20 protein-coding genes and 1 pseudogene are annotated in these 17,937 nt (G+C 52.3%); 17 read left to right on the top strand and 4 right to left on the bottom strand.

The features are described from left to right. Positions 1-4 precede the first annotated feature (4 nt). Together ACTVDO_RS12975 and ACTVDO_RS12970 are read left to right on the top strand one after the other, a co-directional pair. The gene (locus ACTVDO_RS12975) at positions 5-559 is read left to right on the top strand and encodes a hypothetical protein (RefSeq protein ID WP_020958642.1); all 555 of its coding nucleotides are present in this window, start codon (positions 5-7) and stop codon (positions 557-559) included. A gap of 44 nt (positions 560-603) precedes the next feature. Next, on the top strand, positions 604-1,161 hold the full coding sequence (locus ACTVDO_RS12970; protein WP_020958643.1) for a signal peptidase I: 558 nt from the start codon (positions 604-606) through the stop codon (positions 1,159-1,161). 70 nt (positions 1,162-1,231) lie between these two features. Here the strand turns inward: ACTVDO_RS12970 and ACTVDO_RS12965 are convergent, their stop codons facing one another. Both ACTVDO_RS12965 and ACTVDO_RS12960 read right to left on the bottom strand, forming a co-directional pair. Next, positions 1,232-1,378, bottom strand: a complete 147-nt coding sequence (locus ACTVDO_RS12965) for a BH0509 family protein (protein WP_041267834.1) — start codon at positions 1,376-1,378, stop codon at positions 1,232-1,234. A 118-nt stretch (positions 1,379-1,496) separates the two neighbouring features. Next, the gene (locus ACTVDO_RS12960) at positions 1,497-2,630 is read right to left on the bottom strand and encodes an MFS transporter (protein WP_020958645.1); all 1,134 of its coding nucleotides are present in this window, start codon (positions 2,628-2,630) and stop codon (positions 1,497-1,499) included. A gap of 152 nt (positions 2,631-2,782) precedes the next feature. Here ACTVDO_RS12960 and cax point away from each other — a divergent pair. Both cax and ACTVDO_RS12950 read left to right on the top strand, forming a co-directional pair. Beyond that, positions 2,783-3,304, top strand: a pseudogene (gene cax / locus ACTVDO_RS12955) (calcium/proton exchanger); the annotation flags it as partial. 230 nt (positions 3,305-3,534) lie between these two features. Beyond that, a complete protein-coding gene (locus ACTVDO_RS12950) occupies positions 3,535-4,323 on the top strand; it encodes a YfkD family protein (protein ID WP_442901679.1) in 789 nt (262 codons plus the stop codon). Positions 4,324-4,491: 168 nt separating this feature from the next. On the opposite strand, the gene yfkAB is transcribed toward ACTVDO_RS12950, so the two are convergent. Continuing rightward, the gene (yfkAB, locus tag ACTVDO_RS12945) at positions 4,492-5,616 is read right to left on the bottom strand and encodes a radical SAM/CxCxxxxC motif protein YfkAB (protein WP_442901678.1); all 1,125 of its coding nucleotides are present in this window, start codon (positions 5,614-5,616) and stop codon (positions 4,492-4,494) included. Between the two features lie 230 nt (positions 5,617-5,846). Between yfkAB and ACTVDO_RS12940 the strand changes: the two genes are divergently transcribed. From ACTVDO_RS12940 to ACTVDO_RS12885, 12 genes are all read left to right on the top strand, one after another. Beyond that, entirely contained in the window at positions 5,847-7,394 is a 1,548-nt protein-coding gene (locus tag ACTVDO_RS12940; protein ID WP_442901677.1) for a fumarate hydratase, read from the top strand. A 152-nt stretch (positions 7,395-7,546) separates the two neighbouring features. Further along, on the top strand, positions 7,547-8,338 hold the full coding sequence (gene pdaA, locus ACTVDO_RS12935; protein WP_442901676.1) for a delta-lactam-biosynthetic de-N-acetylase: 792 nt from the start codon (positions 7,547-7,549) through the stop codon (positions 8,336-8,338). Between the two features lie 98 nt (positions 8,339-8,436). Next, entirely contained in the window at positions 8,437-9,303 is an 867-nt protein-coding gene (locus ACTVDO_RS12930; protein WP_442901675.1) for a DNA-3-methyladenine glycosylase family protein, read from the top strand. Then, positions 9,300-10,703, top strand: coding sequence for a 23S rRNA (uracil(1939)-C(5))-methyltransferase RlmD (gene rlmD, locus ACTVDO_RS12925; RefSeq protein ID WP_442901674.1), 1,404 nt, complete (start codon positions 9,300-9,302; stop codon positions 10,701-10,703). The genes ACTVDO_RS12930 and rlmD overlap by 4 nt, the downstream gene beginning before the upstream one ends. A gap of 230 nt (positions 10,704-10,933) precedes the next feature. Continuing rightward, a complete protein-coding gene (locus tag ACTVDO_RS12920; protein WP_442901673.1) occupies positions 10,934-11,086 on the top strand; it encodes a hypothetical protein in 153 nt (50 codons plus the stop codon). 1 nt (position 11,087) lies between these two features. Beyond that, positions 11,088-11,495: a type II toxin-antitoxin system death-on-curing family toxin gene (locus ACTVDO_RS12915; protein ID WP_327850843.1), complete on the top strand. Its 408-nt coding sequence runs from the start codon at positions 11,088-11,090 to the stop codon at positions 11,493-11,495. 290 nt (positions 11,496-11,785) lie between these two features. Then, positions 11,786-11,935, top strand: a complete 150-nt coding sequence (locus ACTVDO_RS12910) for a hypothetical protein (protein ID WP_442901672.1) — start codon at positions 11,786-11,788, stop codon at positions 11,933-11,935. Between the two features lie 174 nt (positions 11,936-12,109). Continuing rightward, the gene (locus ACTVDO_RS12905) at positions 12,110-12,466 is read left to right on the top strand and encodes a lmo0954 family membrane protein (protein WP_020958653.1); all 357 of its coding nucleotides are present in this window, start codon (positions 12,110-12,112) and stop codon (positions 12,464-12,466) included. 28 nt (positions 12,467-12,494) lie between these two features. Beyond that, positions 12,495-13,118 carry a PspA/IM30 family protein gene (locus ACTVDO_RS12900; RefSeq protein WP_023817466.1) on the top strand — a complete coding sequence of 208 codons (624 nt, stop codon included), beginning with the start codon at positions 12,495-12,497 and terminating at the stop codon, positions 13,116-13,118. 153 nt (positions 13,119-13,271) lie between these two features. Further along, positions 13,272-14,003, top strand: a complete 732-nt coding sequence (gene liaF, locus ACTVDO_RS12895; protein ID WP_442901671.1) for a cell wall-active antibiotics response protein LiaF — start codon at positions 13,272-13,274, stop codon at positions 14,001-14,003. Next, a complete protein-coding gene (locus tag ACTVDO_RS12890; protein ID WP_020958656.1) occupies positions 14,000-15,052 on the top strand; it encodes a sensor histidine kinase in 1,053 nt (350 codons plus the stop codon). The genes liaF and ACTVDO_RS12890 overlap by 4 nt, the downstream gene beginning before the upstream one ends. Next, on the top strand, positions 15,027-15,659 hold the full coding sequence (locus ACTVDO_RS12885) for a response regulator (protein ID WP_442901688.1): 633 nt from the start codon (positions 15,027-15,029) through the stop codon (positions 15,657-15,659). Before ACTVDO_RS12890 ends, ACTVDO_RS12885 begins: the two co-directional genes overlap by 26 nt. A 188-nt stretch (positions 15,660-15,847) precedes the next feature. Here the strand turns inward: ACTVDO_RS12885 and ACTVDO_RS12880 are convergent, their stop codons facing one another. Continuing rightward, positions 15,848-16,216, bottom strand: a complete 369-nt coding sequence (locus ACTVDO_RS12880) for a DUF1640 domain-containing protein (protein ID WP_442901670.1) — start codon at positions 16,214-16,216, stop codon at positions 15,848-15,850. A 191-nt stretch (positions 16,217-16,407) separates the two neighbouring features. Here ACTVDO_RS12880 and ACTVDO_RS12875 point away from each other — a divergent pair, with 191 nt between their 5' ends. Next, entirely contained in the window at positions 16,408-17,865 is a 1,458-nt protein-coding gene (locus tag ACTVDO_RS12875; RefSeq protein ID WP_442901669.1) for a protein adenylyltransferase SelO, read from the top strand. Positions 17,866-17,937 lie beyond the last annotated feature (72 nt).

Here is a 17,937-nt window from a genome sequence, read left to right as displayed (position 1 = left end):
CCCAATGAACAAAAGGCGGGTGGCCCGTTTACTTTTGTTTATGATCACCATATTGTTTTCGTTGTTTCAAACAGCGGAAGCCAAAATGATGGTGACCACCTCTTTAGCCGGCAATGTCATTTCAACTAGCGAACATTTATTCTTTTTCTACAATATAGCAGGTGGAACCGCAAGGCAACCAAGAAATCGCGATGTTCCCATATTGACAGGGTTAAACGCTAGCCTATCAACAGCTGATTTTGGAACGATTAGTATTTCTCTTATAAGTATTTGGGAAATTGATGATGTGATTCGCATTCTAAACAAATCGGCAGTTACGAAATCTCTTTCCCTGTCGGTTGTGAACGGTTCTGCTCCACTCTTGGGCAGTTTGAGAAGTATCATCAGTTTCCCGGACAGAGTAACTTTGGCTCCGTGGGAGACGGTTCAAGTTGATGCGACTATTAGCACCACTATCTTAACAGCACCTGTTGGAGAGTACACTGGCTGGGTTAAGATTACTGATCATGAGACGAATCTTAGTTATGTTATTCCAATCCGCCTGATCGTCAGTTTATAATTTGTGGAATGAAAAATGAGGAAATATCAAAGGGGATGAAACGAGTGGAAGGAAGCTTTGCCCGCGAGCGACCGAAACATAAAGGGGATATGAGGTTCGTAATAAATGTTGTATTCTGGATAGGTTCGACCTTGTTCGGCCTTTTTTTGCTATTGGTATATGGTCCATTTCTGCTCGGCTGGTCAAGTTATCTTGTTTTATCGCCTAGCATGGCCCCTGTCATCGAGCCGGGTTCGATTGTGGTTGTCCGCCCGGCCGGGCAGGTTGCATTGCAACAAAACGATATTGTGGCATACCGAAAAAATAACGCCATCGTACTTCATCGTATCCAACAAGTTCAGGAAGAGAATGGAAAAGTATGGTTTGTATTGAAAGGGGATGCAAATGAATACGCAGATTTTGAAACAGTAACTGAAAAACAGATTATCGGAAAAATGGCGTATTCGATTCCTTATGCAGGGTATGTAGTAAAATATGTGAGTGACAATAAAGTTTTACTTTTAATACTAGTGGTACTCGTCTTTCTGTTGTTTCATACAATGGTCACATCCCGAAGACGACCCCGCCGAACGACCTGTACAACCGAACCGGTCAAAAAGTGACCATTGAAAAAGGGCGCTCTTTCCGGAGCACCCTTTTTCGCAAAGAACAGGCGGTTCGGTAACAGTCTTTTTATTCGACGCTTTCTTCATGATGGTGGTAATACCGCTCGTAAATGTACTCGATCTCGGCGTCAGTCATGTAGGCGAGCTGTTCCCGCGACAACCCCCGCACTTTTTCGATAAACTCGATCATATTTTTCCGTTCTGCTCTGCTCATCATCGCCACTCCTTTTTCTGTTTTAAAACAGTAACTTGTTATCTTGGTTTTATTATATAACAGAAAAAACAAAATGGTCAACGATTTTTTCAAAAAAAACAAAAAAATAAAAAAGCGGTCAAGCCGCTTTTTTTTGTTCCCGCCGCCCGGCAAGGCAGACGGCCGGGATGAGGAGAACGGCGCTGACCGCAAGGAAAAAGGTGTTCGTTGCCGCATCGACGGCGCTTCCGGTAAGGGGCGGGCCCACCATGCTGCCGAGGCTGTACAGCATCCCGCACAACAAGTTGCCGGCCGGGAGGAGCGCTTTCGGCAACAGGTCGGTCATATAGGCAATGCCAAGGGAGAAAAGGGAGCCAGTAAACATGCCGGCAGCGAACAGGCAGGCAGCGAGTCCGACAATGGATGCGCCAACAGTAAGCGCGGTCAAAAAACAGCCGACGCCGACCAACAAGGCACAAGTGATCACGGCCCGCCTCCCGAACCGGTCGCTGAGCGCCCCGAGCGGAAGCTGAAAGGCGATGCCGCCGAATGAGAAAAACGGCAAAATGAAGGCGATTTGTTCCGCACTCATCTGCTTACGCAAGGCGTACAGCGGGAAAACGGAATGAATGGACGCTTCCAAAAAGCCGTAAGCAAGCGGTAGCAAGAGCGCTGGCCATGCATGTTTCCATGCACCGATCCATCGACCGGCAGCTGAGGCGGAGCGTTCGAACGGCTTCGGCTTTTCATTTGACAGCCAAAAGACGGCAACCCATCCGACGAAACTGAGGAGGGCAGCCAAATAAAACGGCAGCGCCTCGTTGATTGAGGCAAGCGAAGCGAGCAGTGGACCGGCTGTAAAACCAAGACCAAATGCAAGGCCATACAGTGACAGCCGCCGTCCGCGCTCGGTCGGCAGCGAAAAGTCCGTAATCCACGTTTGGGTAGCAAAATGAAGCATATGGTCGCCCACCCCGATAAGAAAACGAAGTATAAACCAAAAGGAAAATGAGGGGAAAAGTGGAAAAAGGGCGAGTGAACATATTACAATAAAACCACCAAGGATAATCATAGGTTTGTATCCATATTTCCCTAACGGTTGTTCCAAAAACGGTGAAATGGCAAGCACACCGATATAGAGCGCGGCCGCGTGCGCTCCATTAATGGTCGAAGAGACGCCGCTTTCATCAAGCAACATGGCTAACAACGGAAGCAGCATCCCTTGGGACAAGCCGGAGATGGCCACGACCGCAGTTAAAATGGCGAAACGCATCGTCACATCCTCACTTCTTTAAATTGGCCAGCCTGCGAACAAAAACGGAATCCGGCTTTTCACGGCGGAACGGCCGGCCCGTATTTATCGTACATACAAGCAACGATCAACGCAACGAAAAAATGTTGACGAGAAAGGTGGAAGAAACACAAATGAACAGGTTGTTTGCCTGGATGGCATGGATCGGCGTGCCGGTGTCCGTGATCGGCGGCTTTCTTCACTGGCCGACCGTCTTGATGTTTGGGCTGTACTGTCTGACGATTATTGCGCTCGCCAGCTATATGGGGAGGGCGACGGAAAGCTTGGCGATCGTCGCTGGACCGCGCATCGGCGGGCTGTTAAACGCCACCTTCGGCAATGCGGTCGAGTTGATTATCTCGATTTTTGCCTTGCAAGCCGGACTCGTTGATGTCGTGCTCGCCTCCTTGACCGGCTCGGTGCTGGGGAATTTGCTGTTGGTTGCCGGGTTATCGTTCTTTGTCGGCGGTTTGAAATATAAGCGGCAAGAATTCAATATTTATGACGCCCGCCATAACGCCGGGCTGCTGACGTTTGCCATTTTCGTCGCGTTTGTCATTCCGGAAGTGTTTACAATGCGAATGGGCGGCGGCGAACGGCTCGCGTTAAGTGTCGGCATTTCGATCATTATGATTTTGCTTTACATCGCTGTCGTATTGTCCAACGACGGCGATACGAACTGGTTTGAAGGAGCGACGCTGCTTGCGGCCTATCTCATTATGGGCATTGGTTTTTATTTGCTTTGACTCATTCACCCGGGCGGTTGGCGCCCGGGTTTTTTGACAGAGGTGCGGCGCTGAAACGGAAGAAATTTTCACCGCCGCGGATAAACGGTGCGTTTTGACGAAAAATAACAGTGAATATGAGATAGAAAGGAGCGAATGCGATGAAAAAATGGGCAGTCTCGCTGTTTGTGAGCGCACTGCTTCTGTATGCGGCAGCGTTCCCGGCATTGGCGGCTTCCGGAAAACCGGCCCCCGGCACGGTGATCGATATATCAAAAGAAAATACGTACCCGAACCCGACGCAAGATTTGCCGCATTTAGAGCCGAGCTCGTTTACGAAACAGCTGTTGAAATCAGCGAACGTAAAAATCGAGAATCCAGAATTGATCCATCTCTTTAACGAATCTTCGGCGACGAATACCCCGTGGGCTGTCGGCTACCGGGCGACGATTTATTTAGGTCAATGGCCGCTCAACTACCAGTCACTGGAGACGTCAACAAACTGGGAATACCAAAAGGTTAACACGAACTTTCTCGATAATCGCGGCGGCGATGGCGCGCAAAAACTGTATTACAAACAGGAAATGCAAAAGTATGTCCGCGGCGGCTTGACGGCGAAAGTGCCCAATGAGGATGCTGTGAAGCGCATGATGTTGAACAAAGCGATGGAAAAAACAAACCTGCCGCTCGCTTTCAGCACCGTGGTCGGCCTTGGCACGAAAAAGGATCAGCCGTACAACGTACCGGCGAAAAAAATGGGCTATTTGTATGCGTATGCTCCGGCCGTGAATGAAAAAGGGAAAGTGACATACGGGGAAGTGTATGTCGTCTTGAAAGGAAACAAAAAGAAAATCGTTGTCAAAAACGTCACGACAAGAGGGGTCGGGGCATGGATTCCGGTGCAGGACCGCCTGTATGTATCTTATATTGTCAGCGAGCAGCCAAGATAAAGAAGGTGTCCCGGAGACAATGGGACACCTTCTCTAATGCCTATGTCTTCGCGTCAACTACCCCCACTTCTTCACCTTTCGTCGGTGAAATGGGGGCTCCCCGCTAAATCTGATGAAGCATATTAAAGACCGCACCTTGCTTGAAACGAACCGCTTGATCTACCTTTTTCACCGTGCGACACGCGCCGCCCGTTTTGTAAAATCAACGCTGCGGTAATACGTTTGTTTGACAAGCACATTAGGTCCTAAGCAGCGCGCCGCCGGGCAGTGGCAAAGAAGCTCATTAGCGAGTTTCGAGCGCCGCCATTGGTCATACACATCCGGCAACGAATCGTGAATGATGTTGCCAAGCGGCGGTTCGTCGCCGAAGTCGGTGACGATGACCTCACCGGTAAAAATGTTGACATTGAGCCGCGAACGGCCGTCCGGGTCGTTGCGGACGGTGACGTTTTTGCTTTCATACAGCCGCTTCAATAGACGAAGATCGTCTTCGTTGTCGCTGCACGGGTAAAATGGCAGCGTGCCAAACAACATCCAAACGTTTTCATCGCGAATGTCAAGCAAATGGTGGATCGCTGCGCGCAGCTCATTGAGACTTAGCGTCTCTAAGGCGCCCGCAAAATCGCTTGGGTACATCGGGTGGATTTCATGCCGCCGGCAGCCCATTTCCTCAACGACTTGGCGGTGGATCGTTTCCAAATGGCGGACGGTCCGCTTGTTGAGCATCGTCTCCGCCGACACGATCACCCCTGCCTTAGACAGCGCTTTGGCGTTGTCGAGCATGCGTTGAAAATATTTTTCCCGCTGTGCGCGCGTCGGTTTCCGTTCCATCATAGCAAAGCCGCCGTCGATGAAATCGTCGATCGTCCCCCAGTTATGGGAAATATGAAGTACATCCAAATACGGAATCACCTTTTCGTAGCGGGACAAGTCGAGCGTCAAGTTGGAATTCAACTGCGTCCGCACTCCGCGCTCGTGCGCATAGCGGAGAAGCGGAACGACGTATTGTTCCACGGACGTTAACGACAGCATCGGCTCGCCGCCGGTAATGCTTAATGAGCGCAAATGCGGAATTTCTTCAAGCCGGCGGATGAACAACTCGAGCGGCAGCGTCTCGGGGTCTTTCGCTGTCAATGTGTAGCCGACGGCGCAATGCTCACAGCGCATATTGCAAAGTGTTGTCGTCGTCAACTCGACGTTCGTTAGTTCCAGTTTTCCATACTCCTCTAGATCAACGTACGCTTCCCACGGATCGTACGCCGGCGTAATGGCCGGCATAGCGGATGAACGCATCGCTTTCTCCTCTTTCCATTCAAAGTCCCATCGTCCATTATTAGCCGCCTTGGCGGCGCTTGTCAATCGTTTTGGCTGTTTTGCATCTATCCCATTCGTATGAGCGGAAGAGAACGATCATGAGATGGAAAAGAAAGATTTTTTACACAACAGTGAGAAACGGAGTATAATAGAAAAAGATAAGGACAACTGCCTATGCACGATGAACAGGGGAAGGGGCGTTTACACAAATGGAAAAGTTCCAGCAAAGCATGTACGACTTGATCGTCGAGACGTCGACGAAGCTGCCGAAGGACGTCCGCCGGGCGATCGCTCGGGCAAAAGTGCGCGAAAACGCCGGCACGCGGGCGGCGATGGCGTTGGATACGATCGTTGGCAACATTCAAATGGCGGACGAAAACGTATCGCCGATTTGCCAAGATACGGGTTTGCCGACGTTTAAAATCAAAGTGCCAGTCGGCGTCAACCAAATCGAAATGAAAAAAGCGATCCGGGCCGCCATTGTCGAAGCGACGAAAAACGGCAAACTGCGCCCGAACTCGGTTGATTCGCTCACCGGCAAAAACAGCGGCGATAACTTAGGGGAAGGCGTGCCGGTTATTAAATTTGAACAGTGGGAAAACGATTACATTGACGTCCGTCTCATTTTAAAAGGCGGCGGCTGTGAAAACAAAAACATTCAATACAGCCTGCCGTGTGAACTCGAAGGGCTCGGCCGCGCCGGCCGCGATCTGGACGGCATCCGCAAATGCATTTTGCATGCGGTGTATCAGGCGCAAGGGCAAGGGTGCAGCGCCGGCTTCATCGGCGTCGGCATCGGCGGCGACCGCTCATCCGGCTATGAGCTCGCCAAAGAGCAACTGTTCCGCCCGGTCGATGATGTCAACCCGATTGAAGAGCTGCGCCAGCTTGAAGAATACATTATGGAAAACGCCAACAAGCTCGGCATCGGCACGATGGGCTTCGGCGGCGAATCGACGCTGCTCGGCTGTAAAATCGGGGTCATGCACCGCATTCCGGCGAGCTTCTTCGTCTCCGTCGCCTACAACTGTTGGGCGTTTCGCCGCATGGGCGTGAAAATCGACCCGCAAACCGGCGACATTATCGAATGGCTGTACCAAGACGGCGAAGACGTCGATTTTGCAAAAGAGTTGGAAAAAGCGGAAGCGGCCGCAGCGCTCGAACAAGGCGACACACGCGTCATCGATCTCGTTCCGCCGCTGTCCGAGGAACAAGTGCGAAAGCTCCGCGTCGGCGATGTCGTCCGCATCAGCGGCATGATTTACACTGGCCGCGACGCCATTCATAAATATTTGATGGATCATGACGCCCCGGTCGACTTGAACGGGCAAATCATTTACCATTGCGGCCCGGTCATGCTAAAAGACGAAGACGGCCGCTGGCACGTGAAAGCGGCCGGCCCGACGACAAGCATCCGCGAAGAGCCGTATCAAGGCGACATTATGAAAAAATTCGGCGTCCGCGCTGTTATCGGCAAAGGCGGCATGGGCGCGAAAACGCTGCAAGCGTTAAAAGAACACGGCGGCGTATACTTGAACGCCATCGGCGGCGCGGCCCAATATTACGCGGACTGCATCAAATCGGTCGAAGGCGTCGATCTCATGGAGTTCGGCATCCCCGAAGCGATGTGGCATTTGCGCGTCGAAAACTTCACCGCCGTTGTCACGATGGACTCACATGGCAACAGCTTGCATGAAGATGTGGAAAAATCGTCGTTGGAAAAACTGGCCCAATTCAAAGAGCCGGTGTTCAAATAAAAAGTGAAGAAGCGATTGACAGCATTACTCCCCCAAAAGCGTGTTCCGCATCCGCTTTTGGGGCTTTTTTTGCAAAAAATGGCGCGCGTAAAGTAGCTGAGGGCGAAAACAATAAAAAAGAGGAAAAGACGGCGGCCAAGGAGGAACCAGGCATGAGATGGCTTATTTCTCTCGTTTTGGCGATCGCGCTTTTTCCCGCTTCTGCGTTTGCCATAAGCAATCAAGCGATCCATTGGGGGTTTAAGCGGAGCGAGAACCACGAGCCCCCATCGGCGGGAAAAGAGCTCGATGAACTGCTCGCCAAATATGACGCGTTTTATTTAGGCGATACGAGTGAAAAAACGATTTATTTAACGTTTGACAACGGCTATGAAAATGGCTATACGGCACAAATTTTGGACGTATTGAAAGAAAAGCATGTGCCGGCCGCCTTTTTTGTCACCGGCCATTATTTGCAAACGGCGCCCGATTTAGTCAAACGGATGGCGGCGGAAGGACATATCATCGGCAACCATTCGTGGCATCATCCCGATTTAACAACCGCAAGCGATGAGCGGGTGCGCGAAGAGCTGGAAAAAGTCAAGGAAAAGACGGAAGAGCTGACTGGGCAAAAAGGGATGATGTACCTTCGCCCGCCGCGCGGCATTTTCAGCGAACGGACGTTGGCGCTCGCCCGCGAGCTCGGCTATTACCACGTCTTTTGGTCGCTGGCGTTTGTCGATTGGCAAACCGACCGTCAGCGCGGTTGGCAATATGCCTATGACCAAATTATGAAACAAATTCACCCGGGCGCGATTTTGCTGCTGCACTCCGTGTCCAAAGACAACGCCGAGGCGCTGCCGAAAGTGATCGACGACTTGCGCAAACAAGGGTATACGTTTGCCAGCCTCGATGACCTTATGGCCAAAAAGGCTGGCCTTCATCCGTGGCTGTTTCGCCCGTAAGCCGTTTCGTTTGAAAAACAGCCCGCCCGTGAGCCGTTTGGTTCAGCGGGTGTTTTTCGTTATAATGGGGATACGGACGAAAGAAACAGGTGAATGCGATGTGGACAAAGACAGTGACTGTGCCGGCTCCGTACGATTTCGCCCATGCCCTTGAGCGGCTTTCGCTCGACCCGCTGTTGGCCGTGGATCGGGAGCGGCAGCGCATCACCGTGCCGCTCGCCCTCGACGGCTGTTTCGTGCTCGTAACGGTGGAAGGCGTCGGCACAAAAGATGACCCGAGATTTGTCGTTTCAGCGCCTTTTCCCGAGCGGCAAGGCGAGGTGATGGAGCGGATTTCGCATCTGTTTCAATGGCGGACGCCGCTCAGGCCCATTCACGAGCATTTCCGCCACACCGAGCTGGCGCCGCTCTTTGCGGAATATGAAGGAATGCCGCTTGTGCTCGATTTTGATCTATATTTTTGCCTCATCAAATGCTTTATCCACCAACAGCTTCATTTGAAAGTCGGTTATCGGCTGACGGAGCGGTTTGTGAAAACGTTCGGGACGGAAATGGATGGCGTTTGGTTTTATCCGCGCCCGGAAGAAGTGGCCGCCCGTTCGTACGATGATGTGCGCGCCTTGCAGCTGAGCGGACGGAAAGCGGAATATATCGTCGATGTGTCGCGCCTCATCGCCGAGGGGAAGCTGCGGCTTGATGAACTCGAGCAGATGGAAGACGACGAGGTGATGGAGCGGCTGACCGCCGTGCGCGGCATCGGCCCATGGACGGTGCAAAATTTCCTCCTTTTCGGCCTCGGCCGCCCAAACGTGTTTCCGCCGGCGGATATCGGCTTGCAGCGGGCGGTCGAAAAACAATTCGGGCTCCAAAAGCGGCCGACCGCAAAAGAGCTGGCGGCGCTCGGCGAGCGGTGGAAGCCGTATGCCAGCTATGCGGCGCTTTATTTATGGCGAAGCATTGAATGAGAGGGACCGATATGGCAAAGCAACAAACGAACATCAAAATCAAAAAAGGCGACCAATTTCCCGTGACGATTCAACGGATCGGCATTAACGGCGAAGGGGTCGGCTATTTCCAAAAACAAGTCGTCTTCGTCCCCGGCGCGTTGCCGGGGGAAGAAGTCGTCGTCGAAGCGACGAACATTCACCCAACCTACGCTGAGGCGAAAATCAAACGAATCCGCAAGCGTTCACCCAACCGGGTGGCGCCGCCATGCCCGCTGTATGATCAGTGCGGCGGCTGCCAGCTCCAGCACGTATCGTACGAAGCGCAGCTTGAAGCCAAACGCGACATTGTCATCCAAGCATTGCGCCGTCACGCCCGCCGCCTCGATGTCGACAAGCTTGACATCCGCCCGACGATCGGCATGGACGACCCGTGGCAATACCGAAATAAAAGCCAGTTTCAAGTCGGGATGAAAAAAGGGAAGGTGCTCGCCGGGCTGTACGGCCTTGACTCCCACCGGCTCGTCGACCTATCGGAATGCCGCATCCAGCATCCGCAAACGACGCGTGTCACGAATATCGTGAAGACGATTTTGCAAGACTTGCGCATCCCGATTTACAACGAGCGGACGAGAACGGGCGTCGTGCGGACGATCGTCGTCCGCGTCGGCTTCCATACGGGCGACATTCAGCTTGTGCTGGTGACGGCGACAAAAGACATCCCGCGCAAACAGTTGCTCATTGACGAAATTCGCCGCCGCCTCCCGGAAGTGAAATCGATCGTGCAAAACATCAACGGCGAAAAAACGTCGCTCATTTTCGGCAATGAAACCGAAGTGCTCGCCGGCGACGAATACATTCAAGAAACGCTCGGCGACTTGTCATTTGAACTGTCGGCGCGCGCTTTTTTCCAGCTTAACCCGATCCAAACAGTCAAGCTGTACGACGAAGTGAAAAAAGCGGCCGCCCTCACCGGAACGGAGCGGCTCGTTGACGCCTACTGCGGCGTCGGCACGATCGGGCTGTGGCTCGCCCGCGATGCGAAAGAAGTGCGCGGCATGGACACGATTCCCGAAGCAATTGCAGACGCCAAGAAAAACGCGAACAAACATGGCTTTACGAACACGCACTACGTCGTCGGCAAAGCGGAATACTGGCTGCCAAAATGGGTGAACGAAGGCTGGAGACCGGACGTCATCATCGTCGACCCGCCCCGCGTCGGCTGCGGCCGGGCGCTGCTTGAAACGATCCTCCGCGTCCGCCCGAAAACGGTCGTCTACGTCTCGTGCAACCCATCGAGCCTCGCCCGCGACCTCGACGCCTTGGCGGCACAATACCGCGTCGACTACATCCAGCCGGTTGACATGTTTCCGCATACGGCGCACGTAGAAAGTGTAGCTCGATTAGTATTAAAGTTGTAAACACCAAATAAACTCGTTCTATTGCAAAAATAGCTGTTCATCACGAGAAAGAAAGCTAAGTATTGGAAGATGTTTACTGAAAAAAGAAAACGCCCTCTTCCGTTCCAGCGGATGTTTATGAAGAACAGGAGGTTGGGCAAATTCCGTGGCGTTTGAGATCATGGTCGATTATAATTAAAAGTAATCAGGGACATGGTGTTACCGTATATTGTTTTAGGGGTGGTGATAGCATGTACGATTGGAAGGGGGAAGAAGAAATGGCCATGTTGCAGAAAGAATTGAATCAGAAGAAAAAGAACATCGATACACGTAAAATTCAATCCATTTTAAAACAAGGGATTAAGCGCTATGATAAAGCGCTAGAAAAGTTAGCTAAAAACTGAGATGATAGAAAGACTTTATCCTGAAGAGTTGCGCTACATCCATGATGAGATGTTGCGTCGCTATGGAGGGTTACCTGGGGAAAAAGACCCTGGCATGATTGAATATGTATGTCAAAAGCCATTCACAATTTTGTTCGGAGAAGAACAGTATCCTTCCTTATTTGAAAAGGCTGCTGTTTATATGATAGCTATAGCAACAGGACATTATTTCTCAGATGGTAACAAGCGAACAGCGGTGATGGCTGCATATTCTTTCCTAATGAAGAATGGCTATGAGTTAATTGTTTCGGATGATGAATTATTTGAAATGTGTATCAAAGTTGCCAAAAAGGAAGTATGTCAGAAGGAATTGGCAAGTTGGTTATCAAAGAACTCACGTGTATCGATTGGAGAGGATAATGAAGAGTAGTCGGTTTCCAAAGATGAAATAAGAAACCGGCTGCTCGTTTTTTGATTGAACAAAATCAATAAAGGCGCCATTTCGGCAAAAAGATGGCACAACGTTTTCGTTTAGAGGTGTTATGATGATAACGTGAAAGACTTTGGTTGAAGCGGGACGCTACTTCATTTGACTCACCTTTCGCCCCCCTCCCGAACATACGACAGGTGACACGCAAAAACAAAGATGGAACGACCGTGGCGCATCTCCAGCTTGCTCACGACGAACAGGATCCGAAGGCCAAATAGGCGAAAGCGAAGGTGATGGATTCGTTTGGACGCGAAGACGAGGTGTTCAAAGCCATGGCTGACGGCTCCATTCATGATATTGACCCGGCGCTGTATGATGCCATTCCGGAGGCTGACAATCGCATCAGTGATCCAACAACAAGGGATGATCAACACTTCTAAAGGGATGGGAATTGTTTCTGAAACTGGCAGTCATGTCAACATGGCTGTCAGTTTTAGTTTTTAAGGCCTCGTGAAAGGAAAAATACGCCTCCAGTCGTAGACAAAATATATCTATGGAACATGATGGGAAACGGATTGTCCGCAGTATGATGGAAAACGAAAGGAGGCGAAAGGATGGCAAAAAAGATCGGGCTGTTCGTTGCCGGCGCGGTGGCGTTGCTTGTGCTGCTGTTTCATCTTGGACCGCTTGTCGGGTTGGCAATCACGCTGGCGGTGCTGTACTATGCGTTCAAGAAATGGTTGAAAGCCCCATCGACATTTGGGAAAGTGGTGTGGGCGCTCATTGGCTGTGCGGCGTTGGTGGCCAGCGCCTCGAATGTGCCGGCGCTTATCGCGCTTGTCGCGGCGTATGTGCTGTATGTTGTGTATCAGAAATGGAACGGAGTGAAAGATAAGCGCATCGTTCCAGAAGCAGACGACCCGTTTGTCAACTTCGAAAAACAATGGGCGGAGCTGCAGAAGCATTATTAATAAATGATGAAAAGGGAGCGGATCAACGGTGAGTGTATTCTCTCGCTTGAAAACGATCATTGAAGCCGATCTTCATGAATGGCTTGACGAAAAAGAAAAGAAAAATCCGATTGCGCTTCTCAATCACTATTTGCGCCAATGTGAACAAGAAGTCGAGCGGGTGCGGCAGCTGCTTGAGCGCCAGTATGCGCTGAAAGAGCAATTTGCCCGCGAGCGCCGCGAAGCCGAACAGATGGCGGAAAAACGAAGCAAGCAGGCGGAGGTGGCGGCGCAAGCAGGGGAAGTGGAGCTGGCCGAATTTGCCCGGCGCGAACAAGCGCAATATGCGGAACGGGCGACCCGCCTGAAACAGCTGTCCGAGCAAGCGAGCCGCGAGCTGTTTGAGTTGGAAGCGAAATATGAGGAAATGAAGCATAAGCTAAAAGACATGCAGATGCGGCGCATGGAGCTGATGGGGCGAGAGAATGCGGCGCGGGCGCACTACCGCATCCATCGGGTGGTCAACGGGGACGCCGGCCCGGCGCTGGCGGCGTTCGCCGATGCGGAAGTGTACCTTGACCGCCTTGAGCAGCAAGTTCGTTCCGATTATTACCGGAGCACGATCGACGCGCGCATCGCTCAGCTGGAAAAGCAGTTGCAGGAAGGAAACTAACCGGATATGCTAGAAGGTGTCCCAACAATAACGGGGCACCTTCTTTCATACGTGTGTAGGGGCATGAAATATGTTGTGCCTTGGCGAGAGGAACATGAAAACAATCTTTTCAGACCGCGTTTTTTCATTTTGGACAACAGGTGGGATCCCCGCATGCTCGATCAACGGAAGAAAACAGATTATGTCAGTTGGGTTTTGTTGGTGACCCTGCTCCTTTTTGCGATTGAAATTTCGTTTTTTCACCCGGGCGTGCTGTTTTCGTTGAGTATATCGGTCGGTGTGATTTATGTTGGAAGGAAAAAATGGCATCGGCGGAAAGGAAAATGGTTGTTTTGGCTTGGCTGCCTCATGTTGGCCATTCACGTCTTAACGATGATGACGGCCCGTTTTGTCATAGTTGCGCTGTTGTGTTATGCCATTTGGCAATTGTTCCAGTCAAAGCGCCATCCGACGGTGATCCGTCCGACTATGGCCGAGACCTCGTATGGGGGAGAGGAAATGGTGCGCCGTCAACCGCTGTTTCAAAATGTATGGGTTGGCCGGCAAGTGACCCCAGAACAGGCGTATGAGTGGAATGATGTCAATATTCAAACGGGGATCGGAGATACGGTCATTGATGTCAGCTATACTGTGCTTCCGAAAGGGGAAGCGGTGATCATCGTGCGCGGCTTGATCGGCAACATTCAAGTTCTCGTTCCGTACGAAATCGAAACGAGGCTCGTTCATTCCGCCATTTTCGGCGCCGTCTCGCTGTTTGGCAAGGAACAGGGGAGAATGTTCAATGAAACGCTCATTTATCAAACTTCTTCGTATGATCAAGCGGAACAAAGGCTGAAAATCGTCACTTCGACGATCATTGGCAATGTCGAGGTGAAACGCGTATGAGCCGGCCGATGTTCGCTTCCGTTTTGCTTGCGCTTATGCTTGCGGTGGTGTTGCTCGCTTCCTTTTTCTATTTGCTTCCACCCGGAATGTGGCCGTCTTTGTGGGAGCAAACCGTGATGGGGCTGCCGTTTTTGCTGTTTGTGTTGGCCGTAAGCCTGTGTATGGGGATCGCTGTCGGATTGATGCTTGATTCCTTCTTTCGCAAGCAATGGCAAGCGGTTGTGCAGGCGCTGCGGCACATTGAACAAGGGGAAATGGGGGAGTTGCATCGGGAAGAGCCGCCGCCGGAACTGCAAGCGCTTTGGCGGCAAATCGAGAAGATGCAAACGCAATGGCTCGAGCAAACGAAGCGCGTGCAAAAATTGGCGGCGGAAAAGGCTGAACAGGAAGAACGGCTCGTTGACCGCATTCTTTCGGAAGAACGAACGCGGTTGGCGCGAGAACTGCATGATTCTGTCAGCCAACAATTGTTCGCTGCTTCGATGATGATGTCAGCGGTCATGGAAACGATGCCGCCGGATGATGAACGCTATCGGAAGCAACTGAAGATGGTCGAACAAATGATTCACCAGTCGCAATTGGAAATGCGGGCGCTGCTTCTCCATTTGCGGCCGGTGCAGCTGAAAGGAAAAACGCTCCAGGAAGGGATGAATGAATTGCTTGCTGAACTGGCGGGCAAAGTGCCGCTCGAGATGAAATGGAAAATCGAAGACATTTCGCTGGATAAAGGGGTCGAGGACCATCTGTTCCGCATTTTGCAGGAGTCGCTTTCCAACACGCTGCGCCATGCGAAAGCGAAATCGTTGGAAGTATTGCTCATCGAACGGGACGGGTTTGCCATTTTGCGCGTCACTGACGATGGGGTCGGCTTTGATGTGGAGCGTTCGAAAAGCGGCTCGTACGGGTTGCAGCACATGTATGAACGGGCGGCGGAAATCGGCGCAACGTTAAAAGTGGTCAGCTTAAAAGGCCAAGGGACAAGGCTGGAAGTGAAAGTGCCGCTTCTGTATAGGGGGGATGACGGTGATTACGGTGCTGCTTGTCGATGATCATGAAATGGTGCGGCTTGGTGTATCCGCGTATTTATCCGCCCAACCGGATATGGAGGTGATCGGGGAGGCGGAAGATGGAAAAAAAGGGGTGGAGCTTGCCCTCGAGTTACGGCCGGATGTCATTTTAATGGATCTGGTGATGGAACCGATGGACGGCATCGCGGCGACGCGCGAAATCATCGGCGCGTGGCCGGAGGCGAAAATCATTGTCGTGACGAGTTTTCTCGATGATGAAAACGTGTTTGCCGCGCTCGAAGCAGGGGCGACGAGCTATTTATTGAAAACATCGAAAGCGAGCGAAATTGCCGACGCCATCCGCGCCACGTTCCACGGGCAATCGGTGCTCGAACCGGAAGTGGCCGGAAAAGTGATGCGCCCGCGACGGAGACAAGCCGAGAGTCTGCCGCATGAGCAGCTCACGAGCCGGGAGATGGAAGTGCTTTTGTTGATGGCGCAAGGGAAAACAAACCAAGAAATGGCCGACGAATTGTTCATTTCACTCAAAACGGTGAAAGTGCATGTAAGCAACATTCTGGCCAAACTCGGCGTCCAAGACCGGACGCAAGCGGTTATTTACGCGTTTCGGCATGGATTGGTGAAATGAGGGAGCGTGTGAGTAGGACAAGCGTTATGCATAGAGAGTGTACCATGTCGAACGCGATGCATGTTTTGATCGGGAACAGGTGGCCTGTAAACACCTAAAACCGCTCCATTTCATCAAGACGAATACGGAAGATGGAATGGGAGCGGTATTGGCTTGCGGTGGACAGGGAAATTGCCGACTAAGAGGAGTTATGCTTGTTTAGCCAATTGGCGAAGCTTCCGGTCGTGGTGGAGCACTTTCGTCGTCAACACTTCGACCGAGGTTTGCGTGTCTGTTAATTCTTCTTCAAGGTGGTCGATTCGTTCGTTCAGTTGCTTGTTCATTTCTTGCACTTCTTCGCGAAGAGAGTCGATTTTCGCTTCGAGACGGGTTTCGGCAGTGCGAATTTCTGTCCGAAGCTGCTGCTCCATCTCTTGCATCTCGTTGCGTAGCTGCTGCTCCATTGCTTCGATTTTGCGATTGAGTCGCTGTTCCATTTCCTGCATGTTTGCGCTGATTTTATCGGAATGCTGTTCGAGCGCCTGGAGCAACGCGTGAAGGATCGTTTTCTCTTCCATTTCGTCTCACCTCCTCATGGCCATTATAAGAGAAACAGAACGGGAATGAAAGAGAACATATGGCGGCTTTCGTCGAACATGGACTGCTTAGTTTTGGCTTAGGACCATGTGGTTTTCGTTTATAATGCCGCTTGCTGTGTCGTACAATAAATGCATACAAACAAGAGGCTTGGGTCGCAAAGGAGATGAACATGTTGGACGCAGGATGGAAGTTCGATAACCGTTATGCAAGGCTGCCGGAGCGTTTTTTCAGCAACGTCCTTCCGACGCCGGTGCGCGCGCCGAAGCTCGCGGTGTTGAATCGTTCGCTGGCGGCGGAGCTTGGGCTGAATGAGGAAGCGTTGCGAAGTGAAGATGGGGTGGCTGTGTTCGCTGGAAACCGAGTTCCTGACGGAGCGGAACCGCTAGCGCAGGCGTATGCCGGGCATCAGTTCGGGTATTTTACGATGCTTGGCGACGGGCGGGCGGTGTTGCTTGGCGAGCACATCACGCCAAGCGGCGAGCGGGTGGACATTCAGCTGAAAGGTTCGGGACGGACGCCGTATTCGCGCGGCGGGGACGGACGGGCGGCGCTCGGACCGATGCTGAGGGAGTATATCGTGAGCGAGGCGATGCATGCGCTCGGCATCCCGACAACGCGAAGCCTGGCGGTTGTTACCACCGGGGAGACGATTATGCGTGAAACCGAGCTGCCGGGGGCGGTGTTGACTCGCGTCGCCTCGAGCCATCTGCGCGTCGGGACGTTCCAATACGCGGCGCGGTGGGGAACGGTCGAGGAGCTGCGCGCGTTGGCCGACTATGCGTTATGGCGCCATTTCCCCGGTTTTGAGGCGGCCGAAAATCGGTATTTGTTTTTGCTGAAACAAGTGATGGAACGGCAAGCGGCATTGATCGCGAAATGGCAGCTCGTCGGCTTCGTCCACGGGGTGATGAACACCGACAATATGACGATCAGCGGGGAAACGATCGACTACGGGCCGTGTGCGTTCATGGATACGTATGATTTGGCGACAGTGTTTAGCTCGATTGATACGGAAGGGCGGTATGCATACGGCAACCAGCCGTACATCGGGGGCTGGAACTTGGCGCGGTTTGCGGAAAGCTTGTTGCCGCTGCTGGATGCGGATGAAGATAAAGCGGTCGCGCTCGCCCAAGAGGCGCTTGACGAATATCCGAAGCGGTACCATCGCCATTGGCTTGGCGGGATGCGGGCGAAGCTTGGCCTGGCTGAAGAGCAAGAAGGGGATGAGGCGCTTGTCGCCGATTTATTGCGGCTGATGCAGGCGCACCGCGCTGATTATACGAACACATTCCGGGCGTTGACGTTAGGCGAATATACGGGGATGGCGCTGTTTGACGCCGCTGGGTTCCGCGAATGGCACGAGCGCTGGCAAACAAGGCTCAGCCAAGAATCGGTGTCAAGAGAGGAAGCATATGAACGGATGCGCCGCCATAATCCGGCTGTCATCCCGCGCAACCACCGGGTTGAAGAGGCGTTGGCCGCCGCGGTCAACTGCGGTGACTACAGCGTAATGGAACGGTTTCTGGAAGCGTTGGCCGATCCGTACGCCTATTCGCCGGAGCAAGAGAAATACGCGGAACTGCCGCCGCCGTCTGACCGCCCGTACCGGACGTTTTGCGGGACATGATGATGGCGTTTTCGTTTAGCGGCAGCGGAGAAACGAATTCTTTTTTGCATCGTCTTATTTGGATAGGAGGTG

The organism is Geobacillus sp. BK01 (genome assembly GCF_052220245.1).
Lineage (GTDB): Bacteria > Bacillota > Bacilli > Bacillales > Anoxybacillaceae > Geobacillus.
The sequence above is the reverse complement of the archived record's forward strand: the minus strand, read 5'-3'. Positions and strand labels throughout refer to the sequence as shown.

Excerpts from the sequence above, each read along its gene's own strand:
- ACTVDO_RS12975 (WP_020958642.1), top strand. The coding sequence starts at position 5 with ATGAACAAAAGGCGGGTGGCCCGTTTACTTTTGTTTATGATCACCATA.
- ACTVDO_RS12965 (WP_041267834.1), bottom strand. The coding sequence starts at position 1,378 with ATGAGCAGAGCAGAACGGAAAAATATGATCGAGTTTATCGAAAAAGTG.
- ACTVDO_RS12960 (WP_020958645.1), bottom strand. The coding sequence starts at position 2,630 with ATGCGTTTCGCCATTTTAACTGCGGTCGTGGCCATCTCCGGCTTGTCC.
- ACTVDO_RS12950 (WP_442901679.1), top strand. The coding sequence starts at position 3,535 with ATGAAAAAATGGGCAGTCTCGCTGTTTGTGAGCGCACTGCTTCTGTAT.
- yfkAB (WP_442901678.1), bottom strand. The coding sequence starts at position 5,616 with ATGCGTTCATCCGCTATGCCGGCCATTACGCCGGCGTACGATCCGTGG.
- ACTVDO_RS12940 (WP_442901677.1), top strand. The coding sequence starts at position 5,847 with ATGGAAAAGTTCCAGCAAAGCATGTACGACTTGATCGTCGAGACGTCG.
- pdaA (WP_442901676.1), top strand. The coding sequence starts at position 7,547 with ATGAGATGGCTTATTTCTCTCGTTTTGGCGATCGCGCTTTTTCCCGCT.
- ACTVDO_RS12930 (WP_442901675.1), top strand. The coding sequence starts at position 8,437 with ATGTGGACAAAGACAGTGACTGTGCCGGCTCCGTACGATTTCGCCCAT.
- rlmD (WP_442901674.1), top strand. The coding sequence starts at position 9,300 with ATGAGAGGGACCGATATGGCAAAGCAACAAACGAACATCAAAATCAAA.
- ACTVDO_RS12920 (WP_442901673.1), top strand. The coding sequence starts at position 10,934 with ATGTACGATTGGAAGGGGGAAGAAGAAATGGCCATGTTGCAGAAAGAA.
- ACTVDO_RS12915 (WP_327850843.1), top strand. The coding sequence starts at position 11,088 with ATGATAGAAAGACTTTATCCTGAAGAGTTGCGCTACATCCATGATGAG.
- ACTVDO_RS12905 (WP_020958653.1), top strand. The coding sequence starts at position 12,110 with ATGGCAAAAAAGATCGGGCTGTTCGTTGCCGGCGCGGTGGCGTTGCTT.
- liaF (WP_442901671.1), top strand. The coding sequence starts at position 13,272 with ATGCTCGATCAACGGAAGAAAACAGATTATGTCAGTTGGGTTTTGTTG.
- ACTVDO_RS12890 (WP_020958656.1), top strand. The coding sequence starts at position 14,000 with ATGAGCCGGCCGATGTTCGCTTCCGTTTTGCTTGCGCTTATGCTTGCG.
- ACTVDO_RS12880 (WP_442901670.1), bottom strand. The coding sequence starts at position 16,216 with ATGGAAGAGAAAACGATCCTTCACGCGTTGCTCCAGGCGCTCGAACAG.
- ACTVDO_RS12875 (WP_442901669.1), top strand. The coding sequence starts at position 16,408 with ATGTTGGACGCAGGATGGAAGTTCGATAACCGTTATGCAAGGCTGCCG.